This window comes from Corynebacterium uberis (genome assembly GCF_020616335.1).
Taxonomy (GTDB): Bacteria; Actinomycetota; Actinomycetes; order Mycobacteriales; family Mycobacteriaceae; genus Corynebacterium; species Corynebacterium uberis.
In genome coordinates, this window is record NZ_CP085051.1 from 354,511 (window position 1) to 380,773 (window position 26,263).

Genomic DNA, 26,263 nt, shown 5'->3' on the forward strand with positions numbered 1-26,263 from the left:
TAGAGTAGGAGCGCTCCGCAGTTTGGGCTACGGTTGGTGGCGAGCTGAACCCACTTCCCGGCACCACGCATGCAGACCCGGGGATACAAACTATCTGCGAGGACACCGAGACATGACCACAGGTCGACCCGCCGACGCAACCCGCGGAGCAACTCTCGCAGCGGCCCCGGGGCTGCTGGGCTTTGGCGATACTGAGCTTTCCCAGCGGGTCACCGAAGGTCTGGCCAAGGTAGAACAGGTGCTCTACCAGGAACTCTCCCGCGGCGAAGAACTAGTCACCGACAAAGTTCTTCACCTCGTGCGCGCCGGCGGCAAAAGATTCCGCCCCATGTTCGCACTCCTGGCCTCCGAATTCGGGCCCCGGGCACTCAGCGACGACGTCATCAAAGCCGCCGCCGTCGTCGAAATGACCCACCTGGCCACCCTCTACCACGACGACGTCATGGACGAAGCCTCCCGCCGCCGCGGCGTCGAATCCGCCAACGCCCGCTGGGGCAACTCCGTAGCCATCCTCGCCGGCGACCACCTCCTCGCCCAAGCCTCCGGCCTCATGGCCCAACTCGGCGTACCCACCGTGGAACACTTCTCAGAAACCTTCGGAGAACTAGTCACCGGCCAAATGCGCGAAACCGTCGGCCCACGCGGCGGCGACCCCATCGAGCACTACATGAAGGTCATCGAAGAAAAAACCGGCGTCCTCATCGCCTCCGCCGGCTACCTCGGCGCACTCCACGCCGGCGCCGCCCCCCACCACATCGACGCACTGCGCGGCTACGGACGCGCCATCGGCATGGTCTTCCAAATCGTCGACGACATCATCGACATCTTCTCCGACCCCGCCGACTCCGGCAAAACCCCCGGCACCGACCTCCGCGAAGGCGTATTCACCCTCCCCGTGCTCTACGCACTCAACGAAGACAGCCCCGCCGGACGCCGCCTCCGCACGCTTCTCGACGCCCCCGTCGACACCGACGAGCGCGTCACCGAAGCCCTCCACCTCCTCACCGAAACCCAAGGCCGCGACCGCGCACTCGCCGACGTCCACCGCTGGGTCACCCGCGCCAACGAACACCTATCCGCCCTCCCCGACACGCCCGCCGCACGCGCCCTGCGCGAACTAACCGACTACACCGTCCGCCGCGTGGGTTAACAGAACAGATCGGCGGTGGGCTGCCGCTGTTTTCTGGGCTGTGCGCTGTGCGGTCTGTTCTGGGGTTGGCTCTGGGGTCTGGTCTGGGGTCGGCGCTCGGCGGTCCGGGGTCTGCGGTCTGCAGCCTGCTGTGTGCGCTCCACGCGAGAAAACCCAGCACACAGGCCTGATTTCACCGATTCCCCCGCCGTCTAGTACAGTGTTCTTCGCACCTGATCATGGGATCACGGCGCACGCCAGGTTGCCCGAGCGGCCAAAGGGAGCGGACTGTAAATCCGCCGGCATTGCCTTCAGAAGTTCGAATCTTCTACCTGGCACCCCTCACCCCGTCACTGCCATTGCTAACAGCGATGGCGGCGGCGGGGTTTTGCGTGCGTGCCGGGCTTCGGGGTGCGGCGGCGGCTAGCTGCGTAGCTGCGTGTCGGCATGGCGGCGGGTCTGGCCGTAACGCCGGTCCGGTTGTGATGTTTATTCGAACATGTCGTAACCTGCCGCGGAAACTAAAATCTGACCTGCGGAAATGCTGGCGCCGAAAAATCGATGAAGACATCTGCCGGTTGGCGCTGGCGGCGACGCGCAGTCTGGTAGTCCGGCGGCGCGCGGCACGGTGAGGGGGCCGGGAGTCTGGGGGCGGGGGCGTCGATACGCAGTCCAGCAGGAAGCGGCAACTGCGGTGGCGACGATTGCGGTCATCGGGTGCCGAATGCAGGCGTGGCTGCGGCGATCATTCGAACATGTCGTAACCTGCCGCGGAAACTAAATTCTGACCTGCGGAAATGCAGGGACCGAAAAATCGGTGAAGACATTTGGTGCTCGGAGGCGGGGTGCGGCAGTGCTGGGCGTGTCGGCGGCGGTCACCGGGTGCCGAATGCAGGCATGGCTACGGCGATTATTCGAACATGTCGTAACCTGCCGCGGAAACTAAAATCTGACCTGCAGAAACGCCGGCGCCGAAAAATCGATGAAGACATGCGCCGCGCGAGGCGGGCGTCGCCACCGGCGACGCGCAGCCCGGCGGCGAGCAGCACGGTGAGGGGTCCGGGAGTGGGGGACGGGGGGCGTCGATAAGCAGCCCAGCGGCAGGCTGAAAATGCGCTGTAGCGTGCGGATTTGTGTACCTGTAGTGACTCAGGTTAGTCTTTGGGAGTCTTCAGGGCGCGGCAGCCCGGCCAGATGGTCGTTGTTTCTGTGCCCGTGAGATGTGCCCCCTTAGCTCAGTCGGTAGAGCGTTTCCATGGTAAGGAAAAGGTCAACAGTTCGATTCTGTTAGGGGGCTCTGTTGTTTTCTCCCCGCCCGGCGCCGGCAACGGTGTGGCGCGGGGGTGAAGGCGGCGAAGGGGCGGTGTAGCTCAGTGGTAGAGCAAGCGACTCATAATCGCTGTGTCGCGAGTTCAATTCTCGCCATCGCTACGGAATATGGAACAAGTTTTGGCGTCACCAGCGGCCGCTGATGTGGCGCCTGACCTGTCTATTCCAGCCAAGTTCGGCCCGGCGTTCCTGGAGTGAAGTAGAGCTCTGGTAGGGTTGTCCGTGCTGCCCACCCGGGTGGTGCTTTGAAGGGGCGTGGCGCAATTGGTAGCGCAACGGTCTCCAAAACCGTAGGTTGCAGGTTCGAGTCCTGTCGCCCCTGCCAAAACTTCTCAACGCTAAAAGGAGAACCGTGAGCGAGGAACGCGGAAACCTGACTCCCACCGGTAAGCGTCAGCGTACCGGGGCGAGCACCGTGACCAGCGCCACCTATCAGTCGAAGCAGGTGGCCAAGACAGCTCGCGATGATGAAAACCCCGGCGGTGGCCCGCTGCGCTACCTGCCTGAGGTTGCTTCTGAGATGAAGAAGGTCATCTGGCCTACCGCGTCCCAGATGGTGACGTACACTCTGGTTGTTTTTGCCTTCCTCATCGTTTTGACGGCCCTGGTTTCTGGCGTGGATTTCCTCGCCGGCCTTGGGGTTGAAAAGGTGCTGGTGAACAAGTAGCATCTCGCTAAGAATTGCTGAACATCCCGCCCCCGGAACGCTCCGGGCAGGCGGGATCATTCTTTGTCCCACCTAGACGGTGGTGCCCGTACGTTCATCCGGACGTGGCGTCGCCCCGATAGGATGGGGAGCAACACCGGTGCGTGCCCTCGCGCCAACCACCAGCCCACACCCGAGTAACAAGTTACGGAGTTGACAGAAACGATGAGCCAAGAAGACCAGATCTCCCACCCCGGCCTGGACAGTGAGGGCACCACGATCCCCGAGGTAGCGGACGCCGCCGAGGCCGCCGCGGCCCTAGAGGAGCAGCAGGCTGCATCGCTTGCCGACGCCCCCGCGGACACCGCCGGCACGGAAACTTCCGAAGCCCCCGCCGCCGCCGAGCAGGCGTCCGCGGATGCGGAATCGGCAGAGGCCGCCGCCGACGCTGGCGCTGCTGGTGCTGGTGCTGGTGCTGGCGACGCCGCCGAGGCTGCAGCGGAGACCAGCGCGGCGGACGCCCCGGAAGGGGCCTCCGAGGAAGCCTCTGAAGAGGCCGAATACCGCCGCCGCCTGCGCGAATTTACCCGCGATCTGAAGAAGCAGCCCGGCCAGTGGTACATCATCCAGTGCTATTCCGGCTACGAGAACAAGGTCAAGACCAACCTGGACATGCGTGTGCAGACCCTCGAGGTCGAAGACGCCATCTATGACGTTGTCGTGCCCGTCGAGCAGGCCATCGAGGTCCGTGACGGAAAGCGCAAGCTGGTCAAGCGCAAGCTGCTTCCCGGCTACGTGTTGGTGCGTATGGACATCAATGACCGTGCGTGGTCCGTTGTGCGCGAGACCCCCGGCGTGACCAGCTTTGTGGGCAATGAAGGCCACGCCACCCCGGTGCGGCACCGCGATGTGGCCAAGTTCCTCATGCCTAAGGCTGTGCCGGATGGCCAGGAACCGGCCCAGGATAAGGATGGCGAGCAGATCATCGCCATGCCGGAAGAAAAGTCCAAGCCCACCCAGCACATTGACTTTGAGGTCGGCGAGGCCGTGACCATCCTCACCGGCGCGTTGGCTTCCGTGTCTGCCACGATTTCGGACATCGACCATGAGACGGGCAAGATCCAGGCCTTGGTGTCCATCTTCGGCCGCGAAACCCCTGTGGAGCTCACCGCCGACCAGGTGGAAAAGATTATGTAGCAGGTTCTCCTGCGCCGAGGGGTCGGGGCGCGGGGCCGCACCCGCGGGTCAGCGGGTCAGCGGGTCGGCTTGTTGGCCGGTCGGCTTGTCTGCGGGCCAGCAGTCCAGCTTTTCAGCGGGCCAGGCCCCACGGACCCCCACGATGAAGGCAGCTTTTGTGCCAGCGGTGCTGGCGCGTTAAGCTGTCTTTTCGCGTGTGTGCCCACGTCGGTTTAGTTCGTTGTGGGCGCGCACAAGACAAGCATTCATCCCCGGTGGCCGGGTTACGTGAAGAAGCTGTCCGTGGCACTCCCGTGAAAGCATAGGCGGGACGCTGGCTGGCAGTGAGCGGGGCCCAGCATCCGGACGGGGAGTGGAAGGGATCATCCGTCTAGGCGTGCCGAGCGCATGGCCCTGCGGTGTATTCCGCCCATACCGCCCCCGGTACCAAGGAAAGAGGACTCATGGCTAAGAAGAAGAAGGCCACTGGCTTTATCAAGCTGCAGATCGAGGCTGGCGCTGCTAACCCGGCTCCCCCGGTCGGCCCGGCGCTGGGTGCCCACGGCGTCAACATCATGGAATTCTGCAAGGCGTACAACGCTGCGACGGAATCCCAGCGCGGCAACGTCATCCCCGTGGAGATCACCGTCTACGAGGACCGCAGCTTTGATTTCAAGCTGAAGACCCCGCCGGCCGCCAAGCTGCTGCTCAAGGCCGCTGGTCTGCAGAAGGGCTCCGGCGTGCCGCACACCAACAAGGTTGGTTCTGTGACCATGGCGCAGGTGCGTGAGATTGCCGAGCAGAAGAAGGCCGACCTCAACGCCCGCGACATCGACGCCGCCGCGAAGATCATCGCCGGCACCGCCCGCTCCATGGGCATCACCGTCGAGGCCTAGTTTTTAGTCCGCGAGACACCGTGGCAGGGCCCGCTCCGGCCCGCACACCACAGATTCGAAAGAAGGAATCCCAATGAGCAAGAAGTCCAAGGCCTTCAAGGCCGCGGCGGAGCTGGTTGACGCCTCCCGCCTCTACCGTCCCCTCGAGGCCGCCAAGCTGGTCAAGGCCACCGCCTCGAAGAACTTTGACGCCACCGTTGACGTGGCCCTGCGCCTGGGTGTGGATCCCCGCAAGGCCGATCAGCTGGTGCGTGGCACCGTCTCCCTGCCCAACGGCACCGGCAAGACCGTGCGCGTTGTGGTCTTCGCCGAGGGCCCGAACGCCACCGCCGCCGAGGAGGCTGGCGCTGACGTTGTGGGCACCGCCGAGCTGCTGGAGCGCATCCAGGGCGGCTGGACTGACTTCGACGCCGCGATCGCCACCCCGGATCAGATGGCCAAGGTTGGCCGTGTGGCCCGCGTCCTGGGCCCCCGTGGCCTCATGCCGAACCCCAAGACCGGCACCGTGACCACCGACGTGGCCAAGGCTGTCAAGGAGATCAAGGGCGGCAAGATCAGCTTCCGCGTGGACAAGGCCGCGAACCTGCACGCCGCGATCGGCAAGGCCTCCTTCACCGAGGAGCAGCTTGCGGAGAACTACGGCGCGCTGATCGACGAAATCAACCGTCTGAAGCCGTCTTCCTCCAAGGGCATCTACATCAAGAAGGTCACCCTGTCTTCCACCACGGGCCCCGGCGTTCCGGTTGACCCGACGGTGCAGAAGGGCTACACGGAGGCCTAAGCTTTCGCCTCTTCCCTTCAACCGGGCCCTGGGTTTCCAGGCCCGGTTTTTCTTTTGCTTATCGACGCCCCCGCGTCCTCACCGCAGCCAGCCTGCACGGGCAGGGGAGGGGGCGTGAGCGGGTGGAACGCCTTCGAAAGGTGTCGCAGGTGGGGACATACGTACCCCCTTTGAGCTGTGTATGGGAGTTAGCAGAATTTTGTAGCGTCGAGAATTCCTCGGTGTCATTTTTGCCGCTAACAAACAGGGCTGTTGATGTCGAAAAACGGATAACTGGATAGAAGGCTGGCGGTGTGAGAGAACTCTTTCAGTAGCCACTGGGAAAGATTCTTGTCGATCATAGAAGTCAGATCGACGTAATCATTTACCGCTTCTTGCAAACTGAGCCGTTCGGCTTGGCCATTTAGCGGCACCCCATTAATAAGCGGTTCGTGATGTGCAATGCGGTTTCTTAGTGTTGCACGTTTTTGGCGATCCTGTGGGTGTAGGACCTGGTGAACCGCTCGCCGTGTAAGCGGGCGACTGTGCGGCCGCCTGGGAAAGCTTTGTGGAGCGTATCTCGCCAGAGTTCCTCGTAGTCAACCCGTCGTCTGGTGCTTCCATCGCCGGTCCAACCCCCTTGATCGAGTAACCCTACCCATGTTCCTAGTGTGCATTGCGCTATGAGGCGTCCAGGGATAGAGGGATCGTTAGCAGCAAGGTCTTGGTGGCCTCGCAAAACCTGGTTGCTGGCTTTGTCGAATGCCTTGTAACTCCGCTTGTCGAGGTCGATCCTGTCATACCAGTGCTCACCATGACATTCCGCTAGGCAGTTGTGCATAGAGTTTCGTAGTGCAACTTCTACGATCGAGAGATCTGCGAAAATTGAAGCGGCTAGCTTCCGGTCGCTAACATACAAGCCGGTGCTTATCGAGGTCAGGCGCTGTTCGTTGAGCCCTGGGAACTGGTGGCTCACGAACCGCTTGTAAGTTCCCAGTCGGTTCGGAGACACTGCTAACAGCAGTGGGTGTTGATGTTGTTTCATGTCCCGTCCATGAGCTATCATGGCCTCGTAGTCCCCGGAACCCGCCTCTTATGGACCTGAGCCATGATGCGGCCGGGGTTCCCTTTTGCATTCAGTATATTGAGCTGTGCTTTCGGTGGGGGGCGGGGCGTCGATAAGCAAAGATTTGCGGCGGGGCGGGGTGTCGGCTAGAGTGTCCGGAGAAGTTTGATACGGCGTGTGGGCGATGCCCCGCGCCCGGCTCAAGTTTCACCGAAGACCGTCGGTCATCCCCAACGTTGGGGATCGAAGGTTCCTTGCACCTCGTTGAGGTGGAGGAACGGCCCACGCAGGAGACACTTGGAATTAGCCGCGTTCTTTCCTTTATCAAGGATTTTGATCGCCTGGCCCTGTGCTCCCTGCACGGGGCTTTCTTTATGCCGCAAGGCAGGTAAGGAAGGCCCGGGCGGATTGACACATTCGTTAAAGGAAGGAGGCGAAGTACATGGCGAATCCGAAGAATGAGGCGGACCTTCAGGCTCTGAAGAACCGCTTTGCCGAGGCCGATAGCGTTGTGCTCACCGAGTACCGCGGCCTGTCCGTGGCGCAGACCACTGAGCTGCGCACCGCGCTCGGCGACGATGTCCAGTACTCCGTCGCCAAGAACACCCTTCTCAAGCTGGCTGCTAAGGATGCCGGGCTCGAGGGTCTTGACGAGTACCTGACCGGCCCCACCGCCATCGCCTTTATCAAGGGCGAAGCCGTGGATGCCGCGAAGGCTATGAAGAAGTTCGCCGAGGATAACAAGGCGTTCATCGTCAAGGGCGGCTACATGGACGGCAACGCCCTGTCCGCCGACCAGGTCAAGGCCATCGCCGACCTGGACAACCGCGAGACCACCCTTGCCAAGCTGGCTGGTGCCATGAAGGGCAACTTGGCCAAGGCCGCAAGCCTGTTCAACGCTCCCGCTTCCCAGGTGGCCCGCCTCGCCGGCGCGCTGCAGGAGAAGAAGGAAGCCTAAAAACTCGCGCTGGTCTGCGGTTACACAACGGCAGTGCCAGGCACACCGTACCCATACTTTTCGGGCGCACACGATTACTTCCCGCCACGATAGGCGGGCCGCGCCCACCACAGACGAAAGGATGCCACCATGGCTAAGCTTTCCAAGGACGAGCTCATCGAGGCTTTCAAGGAAATGACCCTCATCGAGCTCTCTGAGTTCGTGAAGGAATTCGAGGAGGTCTTCGAGGTCTCCGCTGCTGCTCCGGTCGCCGTTGCCGCCGCTGGCGCCCCCGCCGAGGCCGCTGCCGCCGAGGAGAAGGACGAGTTCGACGTCGTGCTGGAGAACGCCGGCGCCAAGAAGATCGGCGTGATCAAGGCTGTCCGCGAGATCGTCTCCGGCCTGGGCCTGAAGGAAGCCAAGGAGCTCGTCGAGTCCGCTCCGAAGGCCATCCTCGAGGGTGCCAAGAAGGACGACGCCGAGGCCGCCAAGGCCAAGCTGGAAGAGGCTGGCGCCACCGTCACCCTGAAGTAATCTCACTTCAGCTTTGACTTCAGCTTTGACTTCAGCTTTGAGCAAAGCCTCTGAAAGCTCGTAGAGCTTCGAGAGCATTCAACCCGGCTTCCACCACTGCGGTGGGGGCCGGGTTTTGCTGTTTTTTGGTGTCAAGCCGGCCACGCCTGCGGGCTAAGCCGGCGCGGGGGCGGCGATTATTCGAACATGTCGTAACCTGCCGCGGAAACTAAATTCTGACCTGCGGAAATGCTGGCGCCGAAAAATCGATGAAGACATTCGGAGCTTGGAGGCGGTCGGCGGCGGTGTTTCGGCCCGGGAGCCGGCGGTAGCGGCGGCGCGCGGAGCGGTGAGGGGTCCGGGAGTCTGGGGCGGGGGCGTCGATAAGCATCCCAGCAGACAGCGGCAACTGCGGTAGCGGCTATTGCGGGCGGTGGCAGGCGGCGGGTGCCGGATGCAGGCGTGGCCGCGGCGATTATTCGAACATGTCGTAACCTGCTGCGGAAACTAATTTCTGACCTGCGGAAACGTCGGCGCCAAAAAATCGATGAAGACATCTGCCGGTCGGAAGCGGCGGTCACCGGGTGCCGAAAGCCGCCGCGGGGCGGCGATGATTCGAACATGTCGTAACCTGCTGCGGAAACGCGGGAGCAGAAAAATCGGTGCAGACATTAGCCGCTCAGAGGTAGCATCAGCTCCATCGAAAAACTGGCGCGAAGCATGAGGGGTGAACGTCGTGGGCATTGACGCCGCTACACGCAACCCGTTTAGGCATCCCGACTATCGACGCTGGTTCGGCGCAGAAACGTTTTCGGATTTTGCCGCCTCCATGAGCCTTGCCACCACGCTGGTGTTGATCGAGGTCACCGAGTCCATCTCCGCGGCGGGGATCATAGCGAGTATTTCCAGCGCCCTGGCTTTGGTGGCGACGTTCCTTGGCGGGAGCGTCGGCGATGCGTATTCGCGGCGCCGGTTGCTGCTCGGCAGCGGGGTGGTGGTGACTTCGTGTGCGGGGCTGCTGGCCGTGATCCTTTTCGCACGGGCGCTTCTTCCGCACGCTTTGGTGCTGGTCACGGTGATTGCGCTGACGTTCATTGTGGGTGTGACCGCGAGCTTTTTGGCTCCGATTTTGGACGCGGCCCTCAAACGTCTGATTACGCCGCAGGAGTTTCCGCGCGCGATGAGTGCCACCCAAGCCCGCTCGGAGGTGTTGCACATCGTTGGTTCTCCGGTCGCTGGCTGGCTCTATCGGTTTTCGCCGGGTGCTCCTTTTGTCGTGGTCGCGGTGTGCCAGGGGATTTATACTGCGTTGCTGTCGCGGGTGTCCACGGAGCTGGGGCCTGAGGCGCCTGAGGCTCCTGCGGCTCCCGCAGCATCGGGCGCGTCCAAGCGGTCGGGGTGGAAGCGGGCTGTGGGGCATTCGCTCGGCGGCTGGCACCACCTGCGTACTCACCCGGAACTGTTCCGGCTGTTGTGGTGTGCGCCGCTGATCAATATTGCTGTTTTCGGCACGATGAGCTGGGTTGTCTATCAGCTCAAAGACGACGCCCATAGCTCCACCACCATCGGCTTTGTCACCGCTGGCTTCGGGGTGGGGGCGCTGGTCGGTTCTGCGCTTGCGCCGTATCTGTCGGATCGTTTCGCGGTGGGCCGGCTGGTTGTGGGCGGGCTGGTCTGGATCATCGCGGGCATGACCTGCCTGTACCTGGTGCCGCGGGAGCCCTGGCCTTTGGCGGTCATCGCGGCGGTGGCGCTCATTTTCTCGCCGGCGCTTAACGGTGCGTTGTTTGGGTATGTCTTTGCGGTGACTGGTGAGGAGCTCCAGAGCCGGGTGATTGCCACGTTCACAGCCATCGCGGGGATCGCGGGGGCTCTTGCCCCTTTGGTGGCCAGCCAGGCGGTGTATCACCACGTGCCCGCGGTCATGGGCGCGGGTGTTGCGGCGGTTGGCTTTGCAGGCCTGGCGCTAACGGTGTCCTCGCCGCAGGTCAGGGGCATTGGGAAGGTGGGGGACTGGGAAAGCTAGGCCAGCCCGGCTACACCAACCACACCCGCCCGTCGTGTTCCTCGATGGCCGCTACCGCTAGGTTTTTGCCGTCGTCGGCTAGGCCGGTGCCGTCGTCGAGGTAGAAGCGCTGCTTGAGCAGCGGGGAGGCGACGGTGGGGCGGCCTTCGTGTTCGCCGACGATGCCGCGGGCGATGACGGCGGCCCCGGAGTAGGGGTCGATGTTGTCGACCGCATACAGGCGGTCGGGCCCGCCGTGAGGGGCCGTGGCGGGGATGCGGAAGAGGGCGAGTTGGCGGCCGTCGTTAAGCAATACTGCGGCGCCAAGTTCTGGCTCTAGGTCGCTGGCGGCGCACAGATCGATGCTCATCGTGAGTTATTTCCTTTCGCAAAAAACTAGTGCACCAGGGCGGGCATGGGCAGGGGGATCTTGCGGCCGTGGTCGTGGCCGAATTGGACGGTGGGGTCGGGGGATTCGGGGGCGTTGACAAAGGAGACGAAGCGGCGCAGTTTCTCCGGGTCGCTCAGCACGGCGGCCCATTCGTCTTGGTAGGCGTCGACGTGGGCTTCTACGAAGGCTTCGAGGTCGGCGGCGATGCCCAGGGAGTCATCGATAACGACGTCGCGGATGTGGTCGAGGCCGCCGTCGAAGGCTTCTTGCCAGGCGGCGGTGCGCTGGAGCCTGTCGGCGGTGCGCACGTAGAAGCCGAGGTAGCGGTCGATGTAGCGGATGAGGTCGTCGGTGCTCACGTCGCGGGCGAGTAGTTCGGCGTGGCGCGGGGTGGCTCCGCCGTTGCCGCCGACGTAGAGGTTCCAGCCCTTTTCGGTGGCGATGACGCCGATGTCTTTGCCGCGGGCTTCGGCGCATTCGCGGGCGCAGCCGGAGACACCCATCTTGAACTTGTGGGGGGAGCGTAGGCCGCGGTAGCGCAGTTCGAGTTTGACTGCCAGGCCGACGGAATCTTGTTGGCCGTAGCGGCACCAGTCGGTGCCTACGCAGCTCTTGACGGCGCGCAGGGATTTGCCGTAGGCCTGGCCGGATTCCATGCCGGCGTCGACGAGGCGGCGCCAGATTTCGGGCAGTTGGTCCACGCGGGCGCCGAACATGACGATGCGCTGGGCGCCGCTGATCTTGAGGTGGAGGTCAAAGTCGGAGGCGATCGATGAGATGACGGTGAGCTGTTCGGCGGTGACTTGGCCGGCGGGCAGTCGCGGGCACACGGAGTAGGTGCCGTTGCGTTGCATGTTGGCCAGGAAGCGGTCGTTGGTGTCCTGGAGGGCGGCGCGGCCGTCGTCGAGGACGTGGTCGCCGGTGTGCAGGGTGGCAAAGATGGAGGCCAGGGTGGGTTTGCAGATTTCGCAGCCGCCGCCGGTGCCAAAGCGCGCGATGAATTCGCCGAAGGTGCGGATGTCCGTGGCTTGGGCGATTTCGAAGAGTTCGGCGCGGGTTTGGGGGAAGTGTTCGCACAGGGCGCGGGATTGCTCGATGCCCTCGGCGTCGAGAAGCTGGGAGAGCAGTCCGATGCAGGAGCCGCAGGAGGTGCCGGCGTTGGTGCATTTCTTCAGCGCGTCGACGGTGTGGGCGCCGTCGTGGATGGCGGTGGTGACGTCGGCTTTGCTCACGTCGTTGCAGGAGCAGATCTGGGCGTCGTCAGGCAGTGCGCCGACGCCGATGCTGGCGCCGCCGCCGTCGCCCGACGAGATGAAGCTGATGGGCTCGCTGGGCAGCTCGTGGCCGACCATGGGGCGCAGCAGCGAGTAGGAGTCGGCGTCGCCGACGAGCACGCCGCCGATGAGCATGCCGGTTTCGCGGTCGATGAGCAGCTTCTTGTGGGTGCCGCCCAGCGGGTCGTGGACGGAGATGTCCGCCACGGATGCGCCGTGGGCAAAAGGCTCGCCGAAGCTGGCCACGTCCACGCCGAGCAGCTTGAGCTTGGTGGACATGTCGGGGTCTTTGAACTCGGCGGGGCTGCCGCCAGACAGCTCGTCGACCACGATGTCCGACATGGAGTTGCCGGGGGCGATCAACCCGTAGACAGACCCGTCCACGGCGGCGCATTCGCCGATGGCGCGCACATGCTCGACGTTGGTGTGGCACAGGCGGTTGGTTAAGAAGCCGCCGCGCGGGCCGCGCTCGATGCCGGCGGCCTCCGCGAGCTCGTCGCGCGGGCGGATGCCGGCGGAAAAGACCACCAGATCGGCGGTGACGGTGCCTTGCTCCCCAAGATCGAGGGTGACCCGGGAGTCGTCTTCTTCGCTTATCGACGCCGTCGCCGCACCGACATGCACCGTCACGCCCATCTCAGTGAGCGTTGCGGCGAGCAACGCGCCGCCTTCCTCATCAACCTGCAAGGGCATGAGCCGCGGCGCCATCTCAATGACATGGGTGTCCATGCCCAGGGTTTGCAGCGCGCCGGCGGCCTCCAGGCCGAGCAGCCCGCCGCCGATGACCACGCCGACCGGGCGGGCGTGCGCAGCCTGGCCCGCGGGGCGCGAAGAAGCAGCACGCTCCACCGCGGTGCGGATGGCATCCAGGTCATCGAGGGTGCGGTAGACAAAGCACTGCGGCAGGTCGTGGCCGGGGATGGGCGGCACGAACGCGGAGGAACCCGTGGCCAGAATCAGCTCATCGTAGGGGAAGCTCTGCCCGCTCTCACCGGTGGCAACCCGGGCCTGCGGGTCCACAGACACGATGCGATCGTGCACGTGCGTGACCTGTTCAGGCAGGTCATCGAGGGTGAGCTGGGAGCGATCCCAGGAGCCCACGTAGCTGGAGATGTGCACGCGGTCATAGGCAAAGTCCGGCTCCTCGCCGACGATGGTGATGGAGTCGGTGGGGCAGCGCTGCGCGAGCGTTGCGGCACACCGGTGGCCAACAGGGCCGAAGCCCACGATGAGAACGCGGCGGGAGGCGGAAGAATCTGGCATGGGAACGGGAAAGCTCCTGGGGGATCGAACGGATAACAACCACAGTGCGCACGGGGACGTGCAGGCCGTGGGGGCCCAAAGGGTCGTGCAGGATCGTGCTAGCCGGGTGGGCTTGGCACGAGCCGGACCTCCTGCGCCTGGCCGCCCGAGGTTCTCGCTGGGTCCTATCTGGTTGCAGATAGGCCGCGGCTAGGCCCGAAGGTGGTGCGACGCTGTGCCGGCCGGAGAACCGGACTTGGTCCGGGTTTGATCGTATCAATCTAGGTATAGGGGTGCGCAACAGAACGCCTGTACTCCTGGGGTGCCCGGTGGCGCAATCGGGGCAGCGCGGTACACTCGCGGCCATGTTGCCCCGGTCCCGCGTCGTCTCCGTGCTCCTGCTTGGCCTCGGTGCCGCGCTGCTCGCCGCAGGCCTGCTCGCACCCCGATTCATCCCAGGTGATGGGCGCCTTGCCCTCGACGTCGGCGAGCTGACCTGGACCACCCACGATGAGGCCGCCACCACGCGCGTCTTCACAGACCCCCAACGCCGCGTCTTCCAAGCTCCGGTGACTCACCAGCTCAACCTCACCATCGAAGAGCCCACCACCGCAAGCACTGCCACGGCCCGGGTGGGCTCCACCTTCGTGCGCACCAGCCTGCAACAAGAACACGACCGCCTCATGCAGGCCACCGTGTGGAACTGGGTACTCGACCGCGTCACCGGCGCCGCAGTTGGCCCCATGACGCTGAGCTACCAGATGGCCAGCCCCACCGCGCAACTCGACGTCGACGGCGTGTGGCTGAAATTCCCCGCCAACCTCGGGCGTGACGACGTCTCCGTCCTCGACGAAACACTGCGCCGCGCCACCCCCGCAACCTTCATCGACGAAACCGAACTACACGGGCGCAAGGTCTACCACTTCCGGCAAGACATCGCCCCCACCAACGTTGCCCTGGACTACGAGGCCATAGGCACCACCATCGACCTGCCCACCCCGGAAGGACACGAGGGCCCCGGCGAGACGGGGTACCTGTTCCATTCCGCAGTGAGGGATTACTATGTGGACCAAGCCTCAGGGCTGGTGCTCAACATTGAAGAGTCCATCGATGATTACTACGGCACCCTCGACGGAACGAGGCGCGAGCCAGTGCTCGCCTTCCACGGTGTCATGGAGGACTCTCAAACAGCGCAGCTGGCCCAGGTCGCGCAGGCCATCACCCAACACCGCGGGGTAGGGATGTGGTCCTGGATCACCGCGGGAATCGGCGCGGTGCTCGCCGCGCTCGGGCTCCTGGGCGCGCTCGGCGTCGCAAGCGCGCGCCGGGCAAACCGGGCCACCGGGCGTGCGGCGAGGGCTGACGCCGAAGGCGCCGGTGCTCAGGGTGCCGGTGCTGCTGGTGTTGGTGGTGCTGGGGCTGCCGGTTTTGGTCCTGGGGCCGCTGTTGCGGCGGATCCTGAGGCCACGGGAATTATCGCGAGCCGGAAGGTGCCGCGCCCGCGCCAGTACATCCCGCAGCAAGGTCCGCGCCAGCAGTCGCCGCGCTCCGGTGGTGCGGAGGGCTCCGGTAGGCCTGTGGACCCCGGTAGGCCTGTGGACTCCGGTAGGTCGGCCGGCTCAGGCAGGCCGACTGGCTCGGGTCGCCCGGGTGGGAGGCGCCGCTAGATTCCGCCTGCGTCTAAGGTAGGGGTTGCGTGTGGGGCGGTTGATGCTCTAGGCTGTTTCTTTGCGCTGGAGTCCGTCGCCGGTGTGTCAGGAAACCTTGTCTGCTTACTTGTTTTTGAAGTGACTTGACAAGGTGACTTTGTGCTATCTGGGGGCGGCGACTCCACAGCAGACAGAATGCTAAAACTACCAGCGGATTCTAGTCGGTTGTTGGCCCATGCAACCGGCGTCCGCGTGAGGTGCTGGAAGGACCCATCTTGGCAGTCTCCCGCCAGACCAAGTCAGTGGCCGACATCCCCGGAGCTCCTAACCGTTACTCCTTTGCAAAGTACTCGGAGCCCATTGAGATCCCAGGTCTGCTTGACCTGCAGCGTGAATCTTTCGCGTGGCTTATTGGCACGTCCGATTGGCGTGCGCGCCAGCAAGAGGAGCGTGGCCCCGAGGCCCGCGTGACCAGCGGCCTGGAGGACATCCTCGACGAATTGTCCCCGATCCAGGATTACTCGGGCAACATGTCGCTGTCCCTGTCCGAGCCGCGCTTCGAGGACGTGAAGAACTCCATCGAGGAGTCCAAGGAAAAGGACATCAACTATTCCGCGCCGCTGTATGTGACCGCGGAGTTTATTAACAACGACACCCAGGAGATCAAGTCCCAGACCGTCTTCATCGGCGACTTCCCGATGATGACGGACAAGGGCACGTTCATTGTTAACGGCACCGAGCGTGTGGTTGTCTCCCAGCTGGTGCGTTCCCCCGGCGTGTACTTCGACCGGACCATCGATAAGTCCACCGAGCGGCCGCTGCACTCCGTGAAGGTTATCCCCTCGCGTGGCGCGTGGCTGGAGTTCGACGTGGACAAGCGTGACACCGTTGGTGTGCGCATTGACCGTAAGCGTCGCCAGCCGGTCACCGTGCTGCTCAAGGCCCTTGGGTGGACCACCGAGCAGATCACCCAGCGCTTCGGCTTCTCCGAGCTGATGATGACCACGCTGGAAAATGACGGCGTGGACAACACCGACCAGGCCCTGCTGGAGATTTACCGCAAGCAGCGCCCCGGCGAGCAGCCCACCCGCGAGCTGGCGCAGTCCCTGCTGGATAACTCTTTCTTCCGCGCCAAGCGCTATGACCTGGCCAAGGTGGGCCGCTACAAGGTCAACCGCAAGCTGGGCTTGGGCGGCGACCATGACGGCCTGATGACGCTGACCGAAGAGGACATCGCCACCACCCTGGAGTACCTGGTGCGCCTGCACGCCGGTGAGCGGACCATGACCGCTCCCAACGGGCAGACCATCCCCGTGGAGACCGATGACATTGACCACTTTGGTAACCGCCGCCTGCGTACCGTCGGCGAGCTGATCCAAAACCAGGTCCGCGTGGGCCTGTCGCGCATGGAGCGCGTGGTCCGCGAGCGTATGACCACCCAGGACGCGGAGTCCATCACCCCGACGTCCCTGATTAACGTGCGCCCGGTTTCTGCTGCCATCCGCGAGTTCTTTGGTACCTCGCAGCTGTCCCAGTTCATGGACCAGAACAACTCGCTGTCCGGCCTGACCCACAAGCGCCGCCTGTCCGCGCTGGGCCCGGGCGGCCTGTCGCGTGAGCGCGCCGGCATTGAGGTCCGCGACGTTCACCCCTCGCACTACGGCCGCATGTGCCCGATTGAGACCCCTGAGGGCCCCAACATTGGCCTGATCGGTTCGCTGGCCACCTACGCGCGCGTCAATGCGTTCGGGTTCATTGAGACCCCGTACCGCAAGGTCGAAGATGGCAAGGTCACCGATACTGTCGAGTACCTCACCGCCGATGAGGAAGACCGCTTTGCCATCGCGGAGGCCTCCACCGAGGTTGCTGCTGACGGCACGATCACCCAGGGCCGCATTGAGGTGCGCGTCAAGGACGGCGACATTCAGGTCACCGACGCCTCCGGCGTGGACTACCTGGACGTCTCCCCGCGCCAGATGGTGTCCGTGGCTACCGCCATGATTCCGTTCCTGGAGCACGACGACGCCAACCGTGCCCTCATGGGTGCGAACATGCAGCGCCAGGCCGTGCCGCTGCTGCGCTCGGAGGCGCCGCTGGTGGGCACCGGCATGGAGTCGCGTGCCGCCTATGACGCCGGCGATCTGGTCATCGCTGACCGCTCCGGCGTGGTGGAGGATGTCTCCGCGGACTTCATCACCATCATGGATGATGAGGGCTCCCGCCAGACCTTCCTGCTGCGCAAGTTCGAGCGCACCAACCAGGGCACCTGCTATAACCAGACCCCGCTGGTCAACGTGGGCGACCGCGTGGAGCAGGGCCAGGTCATCGCCGATGGCCCCGGTACTGCGCACGGCGAGATGTCGCTGGGCCGCAACCTGCTCGTGGCGTTCATGCCGTGGGAGGGCCACAACTATGAGGACGCCATCATCCTCAACCAGCGCATCGTGGAGGAAGATATCCTCACCTCGATTCACATCGAGGAGCATGAGATTGATGCCCGCGATACCAAGCTGGGCGCCGAGGAGATCACCCGGGAGATCCCGAACGTCTCTGAGGACGTGCTGCGGGACCTGGACGATCGCGGCATCGTGCGCATTGGTGCGGACGTGCGCGCCGGCGACATCCTGGTGGGCAAGGTCACCCCGAAGGGTGAGACGGAGCTGACCCCGGAGGAGCGCCTGCTGCGCGCCATCTTCGGCGAGAAGGCCCGCGAGGTGCGCGACACCTCCCTGAAGGTGCCCCACGGCGAGACCGGCAAGGTCATCGGCGTGCGCCGCTTCTCCCGCGAGGACGATGATGATCTGGCCGCTGGCGTCAATGAGATGATCCGCGTCTACGTGGCCCAGAAGCGCAAGATCCAGGACGGCGATAAGCTGGCCGGCCGCCACGGCAACAAGGGCGTGGTGGGCAAGATCCTGCCGCCGGAAGACATGCCGTTCATGGCCGATGGCACCCCCGTGGACATCATCCTGAACACCCACGGCGTGCCGCGGCGTATGAACATTGGTCAGGTGCTGGAAACGCACCTGGGCTGGCTGGCCGCCGCCGGCTGGAAGGTGGATCCGGAGGATCCCAAGAACGCCGAGTTGATCAAGACCCTGCCCAAGGACCTCTATGACGTCCCGGCGGGCTCCCTGACCGCCACCCCGGTGTTCGACGGTGCGACCAATGCGGAGGTTGCCGGTCTGCTGGCGAACTCCCGGCCGAACCGCGACGGCGACGTCATCGTGGACGGCGACGGCAAGACCATGCTTCTCGACGGCCGCTCCGGGGAACCGTTCCCCTACCCGGTCTCGGTGGGCTACATGTACATGCTGAAGCTGCACCACCTGGTGGATGAGAAGATCCACGCCCGTTCCACCGGCCCGTACTCCATGATCACCCAGCAGCCGCTCGGCGGTAAGGCCCAGTTCGGTGGCCAGCGCTTCGGTGAGATGGAGGTGTGGGCCATGCAGGCCTACGGCGCCGCCTACACCCTGCAGGAACTGTTGACCATCAAGTCCGATGACGTGGTGGGCCGCGTCAAGGTCTATGAGGCGATTGTCAAGGGTGAGAACATCCCGGATCCGGGCATTCCGGAGTCCTTCAAGGTGTTGCTTAAGGAGCTGCAGTCCCTGTGCCTCAACGTTGAGGTGCTGTCCGTGGACGGAACTCCGATGGAACTGTCCGGCTCTGACGACGATATGGAGACCACCTCACTGGGCATCAACCTGTCCCGTGATGAGCGCTCCGACGCCGACATCGCATAGGCGCGAGGGGTAGCACCCCACGCGCCAGCTGCACCCCACGCAGCTGACAAGTTCCCCCATTAGTCGCCATTTGAAAATCCCCTTAAACCCCCGCGATCTGCGCGCGGGGGAAAGGTGAAAGGGATAGTACGTGTTTGACGTCAACCTCTTCGACGAGCTTCGGATCGGCCTGGCCACTGCCGACGACATCCGTCGGTGGTCCAAGGGCGAGGTAAAGAAGCCGGAGACCATCAACTACCGCACCCTCAAGCCGGAGAAGGACGGCCTGTTCTGCGAGCGCATCTTTGGCCCCACCCGGGACTGGGAGTGCGCCTGCGGTAAGTACAAGCGAGTCCGCTACAAGGGCATCATCTGTGAACGCTGTGGCGTCGAGGTGACCAAGTCCAAGGTGCGCCGTGAGCGCATGGGCCACATTGAGCTCGCCGCACCCGTGACCCACATCTGGTACTTCAAGGGTGTGCCCTCTCGCCTGGGCTACCTGCTGGACCTGGCTCCGAAGGACCTGGAGCGCATCATCTACTTCGCGGCCAACATCATCACCAGCGTTGATGATGAAGCCCGCCACGCCGACCTGACCACTCTGGAAGCCGAGATGCTGCTGGAGAAAAAGGACGCGGAGGCCGACGCGGAGTCGGAGATCGCCGAGCGTGCCCAGAAGCTGGAAGAAGACCTGGCCGAGTTGGAGGCCGCCGGCGCCAAGGCCGACGCGCGCCGCAAGGTGCAAAACGCCGCCAACAAGGAGATGCAGCACATCCGCGAGCGCGCCGAGCGCGAGGTGGATCGCCTGGACGAGATCTGGCAGACCTTTGTCAAGCTCGCGCCCAAGCAGATGATCATCGATGAGAACATCTACAGCGAGCTCGTCGACCGCTATGAGGACTACTTCACCGGCGGCATGGGCGCTGAGGCCATCCAGACCCTGATCCGTAACTTTGATCTCGACGCGGAGGCGGAGTCCCTGCGCGAGACCATCAACAACGGCAAGGGCCAGAAGAAGATGCGCGCGCTCAAGCGCCTCAAGGTCGTCGCCGCGTTCCAGCGTTCCGGTAATGATCCGGCCGGCATGGTGTTGGATGCCATCCCGGTCATCCCGCCGGAGCTGCGCCCGATGGTTCAGCTTGACGGTGGCCGCTTTGCCACCTCGGACTTGAACGATCTCTACCGCCGCGTGATCAACCGCAACAACCGCCTCAAGCGCATGATTGACCTCGGCGCGCCCGAGATCATTGTGAACAATGAGAAGCGCATGCTGCAGGAGTCCGTGGATGCGCTGTTTGATAACGGCCGTCGTGGCCGTCCTGTCACCGGCCCGGGTAACCGCCCGCTGAAGTCCCTGTCTGATCTGCTCAAGGGCAAGCAGGGCCGCTTCCGCCAGAACCTGCTGGGTAAGCGTGTGGACTACTCCGGCCGTTCGGTGATTATCGTCGGCCCGCAGCTCAAGCTGCACGAGTGTGGTCTGCCCAAGCTCATGGCGCTGGAGCTGTTCAAGCCCTTCGTCATGAAGCGCCTGGTGGAGCACGATTACGCCCAGAACATCAAGTCCGCCAAGCGCATGGTGGAGCGCCAGCGCCCCGAGGTGTGGGACGTGCTGGAAGAGGCTATCGCCGAGCACCCGGTGATGCTCAACCGCGCCCCGACGCTGCACCGCCTGGGTATCCAGGCCTTCGAGCCCAAGCTCGTGGAGGGTAAGGCCATCCAGCTGCACCCGCTGGCGTGTGAGGCCTTCAACGCCGACTTCGACGGCGACCAGATGGCCGTGCACCTGCCGCTGTCGGCAGAGGCGCAGGCGGAGGCCCGCGTGCTCATGCTCGCCTCCAACAACATCCTGTCGCCGGCCTCCGGCAAGCCGCTGGCCATGCCGCGTCTGGATATGGTTACCGGCCTGTACTTCCTCACCATGGATAAGGGTGAAGATGAGATCGGCGGCCAGGGCGCCTACCGCGAGGCCACCGAGGATGCTCCCGCACGCGGCGTGTACACCTCCATGGCGGAGGCGATCATGGCGCGCGACCGTGGCGTGTTGGGCCTGCAGGCCCCCATCCACGTGCGCATCTCTCACCTGCGCCCGCCGCAGGATATTGAGGCTGAGCAGTTCCCCGATGGCTGGGAGCGCGGCCAGGAGTGGCTGGCTAAGACCACGCTGGGTCGCATCATGTTCAACGAGCTGCTGCCGTGGGATTACCCGTACCTTGAGGGCGTGATGGTCCGCAAGGGCGGCGGGTCCGGCAAGATCCTGCTCGGCGACGTGATCAATGAGCTGGCTGCCACCTACCCCATGATCACCGTGGCGCAGACCATGGACAAGATGAAGGACGCCGGGTTCTACTGGGCCACCCGTTCCGGCGTGACCATCTCCATGTCTGACGTGTTGGTGCTGCCCAACAAGCATGAGATCCTGGAGCGCTACGAGGCGGATGCCCGTCAGATCGAGCGGAAGTTCTGGGAGCAGGGCGCGCTGACCGAGCGCGAGCGCTACGACCGCCTCGTGGAATTGTGGAAGGATGCCACCGACGAGGTCGGCGAGGCCGTCGAGAAGCTGTATCCGGATGACAACCCGATCCCGATGATCGTGAAGTCCGGTGCCGCGGGCAACATGCGTCAGATCTGGACGCTGGCCGGCATGAAGGGCATGGTTGTGAACTCCAAGGGTGACTACATCACCCGCCCGATCAAGACCTCCTTCCGCGAGGGCCTGTCGGTTCTGGAGTACTTCAACAACTCCCACGGTTCGCGTAAGGGCCTGGCCGATACCGCCCTGCGTACCGCAGACTCCGGCTACCTCACCCGTCGTCTGGTGGACGTGGCGCAGGACGTCATCGTCCGCGAGGAGGATTGCGGTACCCGTCAAGGTGTGCGCGTGCCGGTCACCGAGGCGCTTGTCGACGCCGCCGGAACCGTCACAGGGCACGTCCCTCACCCGCTCATCGAGACCTCGGTCGCCGGCCGCGTGCTGGCTACCGACGTCAAGGGCGAGGACGGCGAGCTCATCCTCGCCGGCGGCTCTGACCTGACCGAAGCCAACATCGCGCTGCTCGTTGACGCCGGCGTGGCCGACGTCAAGGTCCGCTCCGTGATGACCTGCCAGACGCCCACCGGCGTGTGCGCCAAGTGCTATGGCAAGTCCATGGCCTCTGGCCACCAGGTGGACATCGGAGAGGCCGTGGGCATCGTGGCCGCCCAGTCCATTGGCGAGCCCGGCACCCAGCTGACCATGCGTACCTTCCACCAGGGCGGTGTCGGTGGCGACATCACCGGCGGTCTGCCGCGTGTGCAGGAGCTCTTCGAGGCCCGCGTTCCTAAGAACCGCGCCCCGATCGCCTCTGTGGCCGGCACCATCCACCTGGAGGACGAAGGCAACTTCTACACCCTGACCATCACCCCGGATGACGGCGGCGACAACGTAGTCTATGAGAAGCTGTCCAAGCGCCAGGGCCTGGCCCAGGTGCGCCGCCCGATGGAGTCCAACCCGCAGGCCATGATCGAGCGCGCGTTGCGCGAAGGCGACCACGTGGATGTGGGCGACCGCCTGCTGCGCGGCCCCGCCGATCCGCACGACGTGCTCGAGGTTCTGGGCCGCCGCGGTGTGGAAAAGCACCTCATCGATGAGGTCCAGGCGGTCTACCGTACCCAGGGTGTGGCCATCCACGACAAGCACATCGAGATCATCATTCGCCAGATGCTGCGTCGCGGTACGGTCATTGACTCCGGTGACACCGAGTTCCTGCCCGGCACCCTTGCCGATCTCTCCGAGGCCAAGGCCGCTAACGCCGAGGCCATCGCCGCCGGCGGGCGCCCCGCCGAGCTGCGCAGTGAGATCATGGGTATCACCAAGGCCTCGCTGGCCACGGAGTCCTGGCTGTCGGCGGCCTCCTTCCAGGAGACCACCCGCGTGCTTACCGACGCCGCGATCAACAAGCGCTCCGATAAGCTCATCGGGCTCAAGGAGAACGTGATCATCGGTAAGCTCATCCCGGCCGGCACGGGCATCTCGCGCTACCGCAACATCTCGGTCAAGCCGACCGAGGCGGCGCGCAACGCGGCCTACGCCATCCCCACCTACGGGGATTCCATCTACAGCGAGGAAGGCTACGGCGACTTCACCGGCGCCTCCGTCCCGCTGGATGAGGCCTTCGACATGTAAGGCCAGCTAGGCCGCCGGCCTGAAAGCGCACGCCCCGAGGTCCCCTGCACGCAGGGGTGCCTCGGGGTTTTGTGTTGGGTGGGGTGGGGGAGAACTGGCTTTCGCGGCGCCTTGGTGTCACTGTCGACTACGCGGGTCAGTTTGTTTGTTGACATGTGTTGAAAGAGCATCGTGGTTAGCCATCACCGGGCGCGCCTCCTGGGTTAAACTCCTCCGGGATGAGACTCCGTACAGTCACCCTCGGTGTCGATGCGGTGGAGCCCTCTGACTGGGTGGGTATTGCCTAGGCTTTCCACCTCCGCGCCAGATAGGGCAATGGGGCGGTGTCCCTTTGAATCACACCCACAGGCAGACCACGCGTCGGGATGGTCTCAGCGAGCGTTGCAGGATTAACGATGATCAAGGCACATAGTGACCGGACAGTGTTGGTGCTCGCCGGTGCTGAACTTTTAGGCGCTATAGGCATGCAAATAGCGGTGTTTGCGCTCCCGCTGGCAGCACTCGAAGTCTTCGATGCTTCGCCCATGCAGGTGGCATGCCTCAACCTCATGGAATCTGCCGCCGCCCTGGCGTTTGGGCTTGTGGTAGCGGCGTTCATCGACCGCGTGCCAGGAGCCACGGCAATCACCATCGCCAATGCTCTCCGGCTGATCGGATGCGCCTCGGTTGCGCTTTCCCTCTATGCGTGTCCTGCTTTCGCCATACTGTTTGTTTGCTTTTTTATTTTGGGAGTGTCCAACCTTATTAATGAGGCCGGGGTCAATTCAACGATTGTTTCGGTCGTCGGCCGCAACACTCAATCTCTGAATAGGGCAAACTCGCTGCTTCGCAGCTCTGGTGTCATCTCAGAGCTGGGTGGAATTGCGCTCGGCGGCATCGTGGTCAGTGTGCTGACGTTTGCCACCACTATGGCAGTTGGTGGGGTGAGCTTCGGCCTGGCCCTTGGTCTTTCTTTAATCCTGTGGGTTGGGCTTAGGCGTTCGGGCAAGCTTGGTGAGTATTTTTCCCGCGCCCGGGCAGATGCGGTCGATGAGTCCTCTTCGGAACTTCATGGATCTTCGCTCAGGGGCTTGCGGTATATCTTTGGAAGCATTTTTCTCAAAAGGCTTACCCTTACCTCGTTTCACTTCAACTTCTTCAGCGCGGTCTTCCAGGCCGTGTTCGTGGTGTATTGCGTCCAGGTCTTGGGCTTCAGGCCGTGGGCCTTGTCCGTCGTGGGCGTAGCTGGCGCGATAGGGGGTTTGGTGGGGGCGGTGGCGGCAAGTACCTCGTTTTCTTCTGAGAGGGCGAGGGGGATCTATGCATTATCTATAGGACTGCCAGCGCTGAGCATTGCTCTCATGCTCGCTTCGCAACTGAGTGAATCAACCCTCGTTCGTGTATCGATTGTTGGGCTAGCGGAATTTATTTTCGGCTTATGTATGGTCCTGTGCATCGTCCTATTTAATACGGCCAGGCAGCAATGCTCGCCGGACTCAATGGTAGGCGAGATCTCGGCAACGGAACGCACGATTGCTCTTGCGGGAGAGGTCCCTGGCTTTTTGATTGGCGGGGTTCTGGCTACGGCATTTTCCTTGCAATTAGCAATGTGGGTAGCGGTTGCAGGGATTGTCTTCGCTCCGGCGTGGCTCTGGCGTTTGCGGGTGTGGCCCTCGGAGGCTGGCATCGGGTCCACAACTGTGGAAAAGGAGATCGTGTGAGCACCCGGTGAAGGTCTGTGGGGCGTGCGTTCTCGCGGATGGCTGGTGCCTGTCAATGACAGGCGCAGCGCTAGGGATTGGCGATGAGCTCGGGCGTTTCGGTGGCAGTGCTTCATCCTGAGCATCCACTCCTGAGACGCCGTCCCGGCCCCAAGGGGTGGCGGAAAGCGTTGTTGGGGGTGAGAGCTCTCCGGGGGCGAAGGCTGGAACGCAGCCGATCAACGCATCAGGCACAATGGGTGACGCACTTACTGTAAGGAGCCACCGTGTACCGCCATGTTCCAGTTGCACTCCTGACCGTGTTCATAGCCCCCTTCGCTGCAGCATGTGCGGGGCAGGATGCAGATGAGCCGCCAGCGCAGAGCAAGACGATTCCTGAAAAGCCCACGCGATCGGCGGGCCAGCCGATCCTTGGGGCGGTCTCCCACGATGGGCTGTGTGATCCCTCCGTCATAGATATTGACCATGAGAAAAACACGGCGTACATCACGTACTGGGGGGACCCAGGCGACAAGGTCACGCTGGACATCTTTCTCAATGACGGCAAGGTGAAGAACGAGTCCTTCCAACTCGCACCGAACCAGCGTGGGGTGCATATCCCCAGCGGAATCTATAACGGCGATATTGACAGAATCCAGGTCCATGCTGGAGGGACGACGGGGAAACCCGGGTCCTGCACGATCGCAGTCAACTAGGCCGTCGCGCAGCGGAGTCCTTCAGCGCTAGCAGGGTGAAACCTCGGCAGGAGCAGCAATGATCCAATACGTGGCGTATGCGTTTAATCCGGAGACCTATGGCGAGCCGCTGGCCGGGTTTCCCACCTCTGAGGTGGAGCTTCATCAGCTGGAGGCGGAGCTTTCCAGTCGGTTTCCGGGGTGTGTCCTGCGGTGGCAGGACTACCAGGTGCACGGGGGTGAGATCGGGGATGTGGGCTTCATCGTGCTCAGCGGCAGTGCCAAGAAGTCGGTCTGGGATGACGATGACGTCGATGACCCCAACGTCACCCGTGTCTATGCGGACTTTTGGGAGGCCTTTTCTCGCTCGTTCCCCTTAGATCCGCGTGAGCTCATGCAGATCGTGCAGCACTACGTCCTTCCGTTTCGTCCGGGGTGGAAGCGGGAAGGGTTCTTCGCGGATGGTTGTGCCTGGCCTTTGACCAGTGTGCCTGGTCAGCGGGAGGCTGAAGCGTGTGCCCCGACGGGTACGCCGTGTTGGGTGGCGTTTGTGAGGGATGCCGGGTCTGGGTTGCGTCAGATTGCGGGGTTCCCTGACGGTGAGCAGGAAATAAGACAACTCGAGCGTCGCTTGCGGGTGTCGGCCGAGCCTGGATCCCTGGAGATTGAAAGATTCGAGGTCCTGGGACGCCCGCGCAGTGACGTCCTCTTTGGCGTATTCCAAGGGCATTTCCCGCATCTAGTGCGCACGCGTCCGGGCTTGATGGGTGATTGCTCCTGTGATGGGGTGTACGGCAGTTATTGGGATGGGGTGGAAAACAAGTCCCCTCGTAGCGTTGAAGAATTAATGGACGGCGTGCGCAGTTGTGTGCTGCCTTTTCAGCCTGGGTGGTTGTACGAGGAATATATTGACGGTGGTGCGCCGTGGCCTCCTGCCGAGGTCAGCGCGGCAACGTTTGCCCCTTAGCGGGGCAGCCGGCAACCCC

General features: G+C 63.6%; 16 protein-coding genes and 4 tRNA genes. 18 read left to right on the forward strand and 2 right to left on the reverse strand.

The features are described from left to right. Positions 1–112: 112 nt before the first annotated feature. The 12 genes from LH390_RS01610 (at position 113) to LH390_RS01665 (ending at position 10,478) form a co-directional block, all read left to right on the forward strand. A complete protein-coding gene (locus LH390_RS01610) occupies positions 113–1,150 on the forward strand; it encodes a polyprenyl synthetase family protein (protein ID WP_227280908.1) in 1,038 nt (345 codons plus the stop codon). Between the two features lie 235 nt (positions 1,151–1,385). Beyond that, positions 1,386–1,467, forward strand: a tRNA-Tyr gene (locus tag LH390_RS01615). Between the two features lie 886 nt (positions 1,468–2,353). Continuing rightward, positions 2,354–2,426: transfer RNA gene (locus LH390_RS01620), tRNA-Thr, on the forward strand. 62 nt (positions 2,427–2,488) lie between these two features. Then, positions 2,489–2,560: transfer RNA gene (locus LH390_RS01625), tRNA-Met, on the forward strand. 147 nt (positions 2,561–2,707) lie between these two features. Further along, positions 2,708–2,783, forward strand: a tRNA-Trp gene (locus LH390_RS01630). A 27-nt stretch (positions 2,784–2,810) separates the two neighbouring features. Next, on the forward strand, positions 2,811–3,125 hold the full coding sequence (secE, locus tag LH390_RS01635; protein WP_227280907.1) for a preprotein translocase subunit SecE: 315 nt from the start codon (positions 2,811–2,813) through the stop codon (positions 3,123–3,125). A gap of 204 nt (positions 3,126–3,329) precedes the next feature. Next, positions 3,330–4,301, forward strand: coding sequence for a transcription termination/antitermination protein NusG (nusG, locus tag LH390_RS01640; protein WP_227280906.1), 972 nt, complete (start codon positions 3,330–3,332; stop codon positions 4,299–4,301). Positions 4,302–4,744: 443 nt separating this feature from the next. Next, entirely contained in the window at positions 4,745–5,176 is a 432-nt protein-coding gene (rplK, locus tag LH390_RS01645; RefSeq protein WP_227280905.1) for a 50S ribosomal protein L11, read from the forward strand. Positions 5,177–5,249: 73 nt separating this feature from the next. Continuing rightward, positions 5,250–5,957 carry a 50S ribosomal protein L1 gene (gene rplA / locus LH390_RS01650; RefSeq protein ID WP_227280904.1) on the forward strand — a complete coding sequence of 236 codons (708 nt, stop codon included), beginning with the start codon at positions 5,250–5,252 and terminating at the stop codon, positions 5,955–5,957. Positions 5,958–7,444: 1,487 nt separating this feature from the next. After that, the gene (gene rplJ / locus LH390_RS01655) at positions 7,445–7,960 is read left to right on the forward strand and encodes a 50S ribosomal protein L10 (RefSeq protein WP_227280903.1); all 516 of its coding nucleotides are present in this window, start codon (positions 7,445–7,447) and stop codon (positions 7,958–7,960) included. Between the two features lie 129 nt (positions 7,961–8,089). Then, positions 8,090–8,473: a 50S ribosomal protein L7/L12 gene (rplL, locus tag LH390_RS01660; RefSeq protein WP_227280902.1), complete on the forward strand. Its 384-nt coding sequence runs from the start codon at positions 8,090–8,092 to the stop codon at positions 8,471–8,473. Between the two features lie 715 nt (positions 8,474–9,188). After that, positions 9,189–10,478 carry an MFS transporter gene (locus LH390_RS01665; protein ID WP_227280901.1) on the forward strand — a complete coding sequence of 430 codons (1,290 nt, stop codon included), beginning with the start codon at positions 9,189–9,191 and terminating at the stop codon, positions 10,476–10,478. Between the two features lie 10 nt (positions 10,479–10,488). On the opposite strand, the gene nirD is transcribed toward LH390_RS01665, so the two are convergent. Beyond that, a complete protein-coding gene (gene nirD / locus LH390_RS01670; protein WP_227280900.1) occupies positions 10,489–10,827 on the reverse strand; it encodes a nitrite reductase small subunit NirD in 339 nt (112 codons plus the stop codon). Positions 10,828–10,853: 26 nt separating this feature from the next. After that, entirely contained in the window at positions 10,854–13,385 is a 2,532-nt protein-coding gene (nirB, locus tag LH390_RS01675) for a nitrite reductase large subunit NirB (protein WP_227280899.1), read from the reverse strand. Positions 13,386–13,729: 344 nt separating this feature from the next. On the opposite strand from nirB, the gene pgfA reads away from it, so the two are divergent. The 6 genes from pgfA to LH390_RS01705 all read left to right on the forward strand — a co-directional run bounded on the left by pgfA (position 13,730) and on the right by LH390_RS01705 (position 26,244). Further along, the gene (gene pgfA, locus LH390_RS01680) at positions 13,730–15,031 is read left to right on the forward strand and encodes a cell envelope lipid trafficking protein PgfA (protein WP_227280898.1); all 1,302 of its coding nucleotides are present in this window, start codon (positions 13,730–13,732) and stop codon (positions 15,029–15,031) included. A 239-nt stretch (positions 15,032–15,270) separates the two neighbouring features. After that, on the forward strand, positions 15,271–18,762 hold the full coding sequence (gene rpoB, locus LH390_RS01685; protein WP_227280897.1) for a DNA-directed RNA polymerase subunit beta: 3,492 nt from the start codon (positions 15,271–15,273) through the stop codon (positions 18,760–18,762). Positions 18,763–18,892: 130 nt separating this feature from the next. Further along, positions 18,893–22,903 (forward strand): DNA-directed RNA polymerase subunit beta', encoded by a 4,011-nt coding sequence (locus LH390_RS01690; RefSeq protein WP_227280896.1) that lies wholly within the window; start codon positions 18,893–18,895, stop codon positions 22,901–22,903. A 395-nt stretch (positions 22,904–23,298) separates the two neighbouring features. Next, positions 23,299–24,603, forward strand: coding sequence for an MFS transporter (locus LH390_RS01695; protein ID WP_227280895.1), 1,305 nt, complete (start codon positions 23,299–23,301; stop codon positions 24,601–24,603). Between the two features lie 299 nt (positions 24,604–24,902). Further along, the gene (locus LH390_RS01700; protein WP_227280894.1) at positions 24,903–25,298 is read left to right on the forward strand and encodes a hypothetical protein; all 396 of its coding nucleotides are present in this window, start codon (positions 24,903–24,905) and stop codon (positions 25,296–25,298) included. 58 nt (positions 25,299–25,356) lie between these two features. Further along, positions 25,357–26,244 carry a hypothetical protein gene (locus LH390_RS01705; RefSeq protein ID WP_227280893.1) on the forward strand — a complete coding sequence of 296 codons (888 nt, stop codon included), beginning with the start codon at positions 25,357–25,359 and terminating at the stop codon, positions 26,242–26,244. Positions 26,245–26,263: the final 19 nt, after the last annotated feature.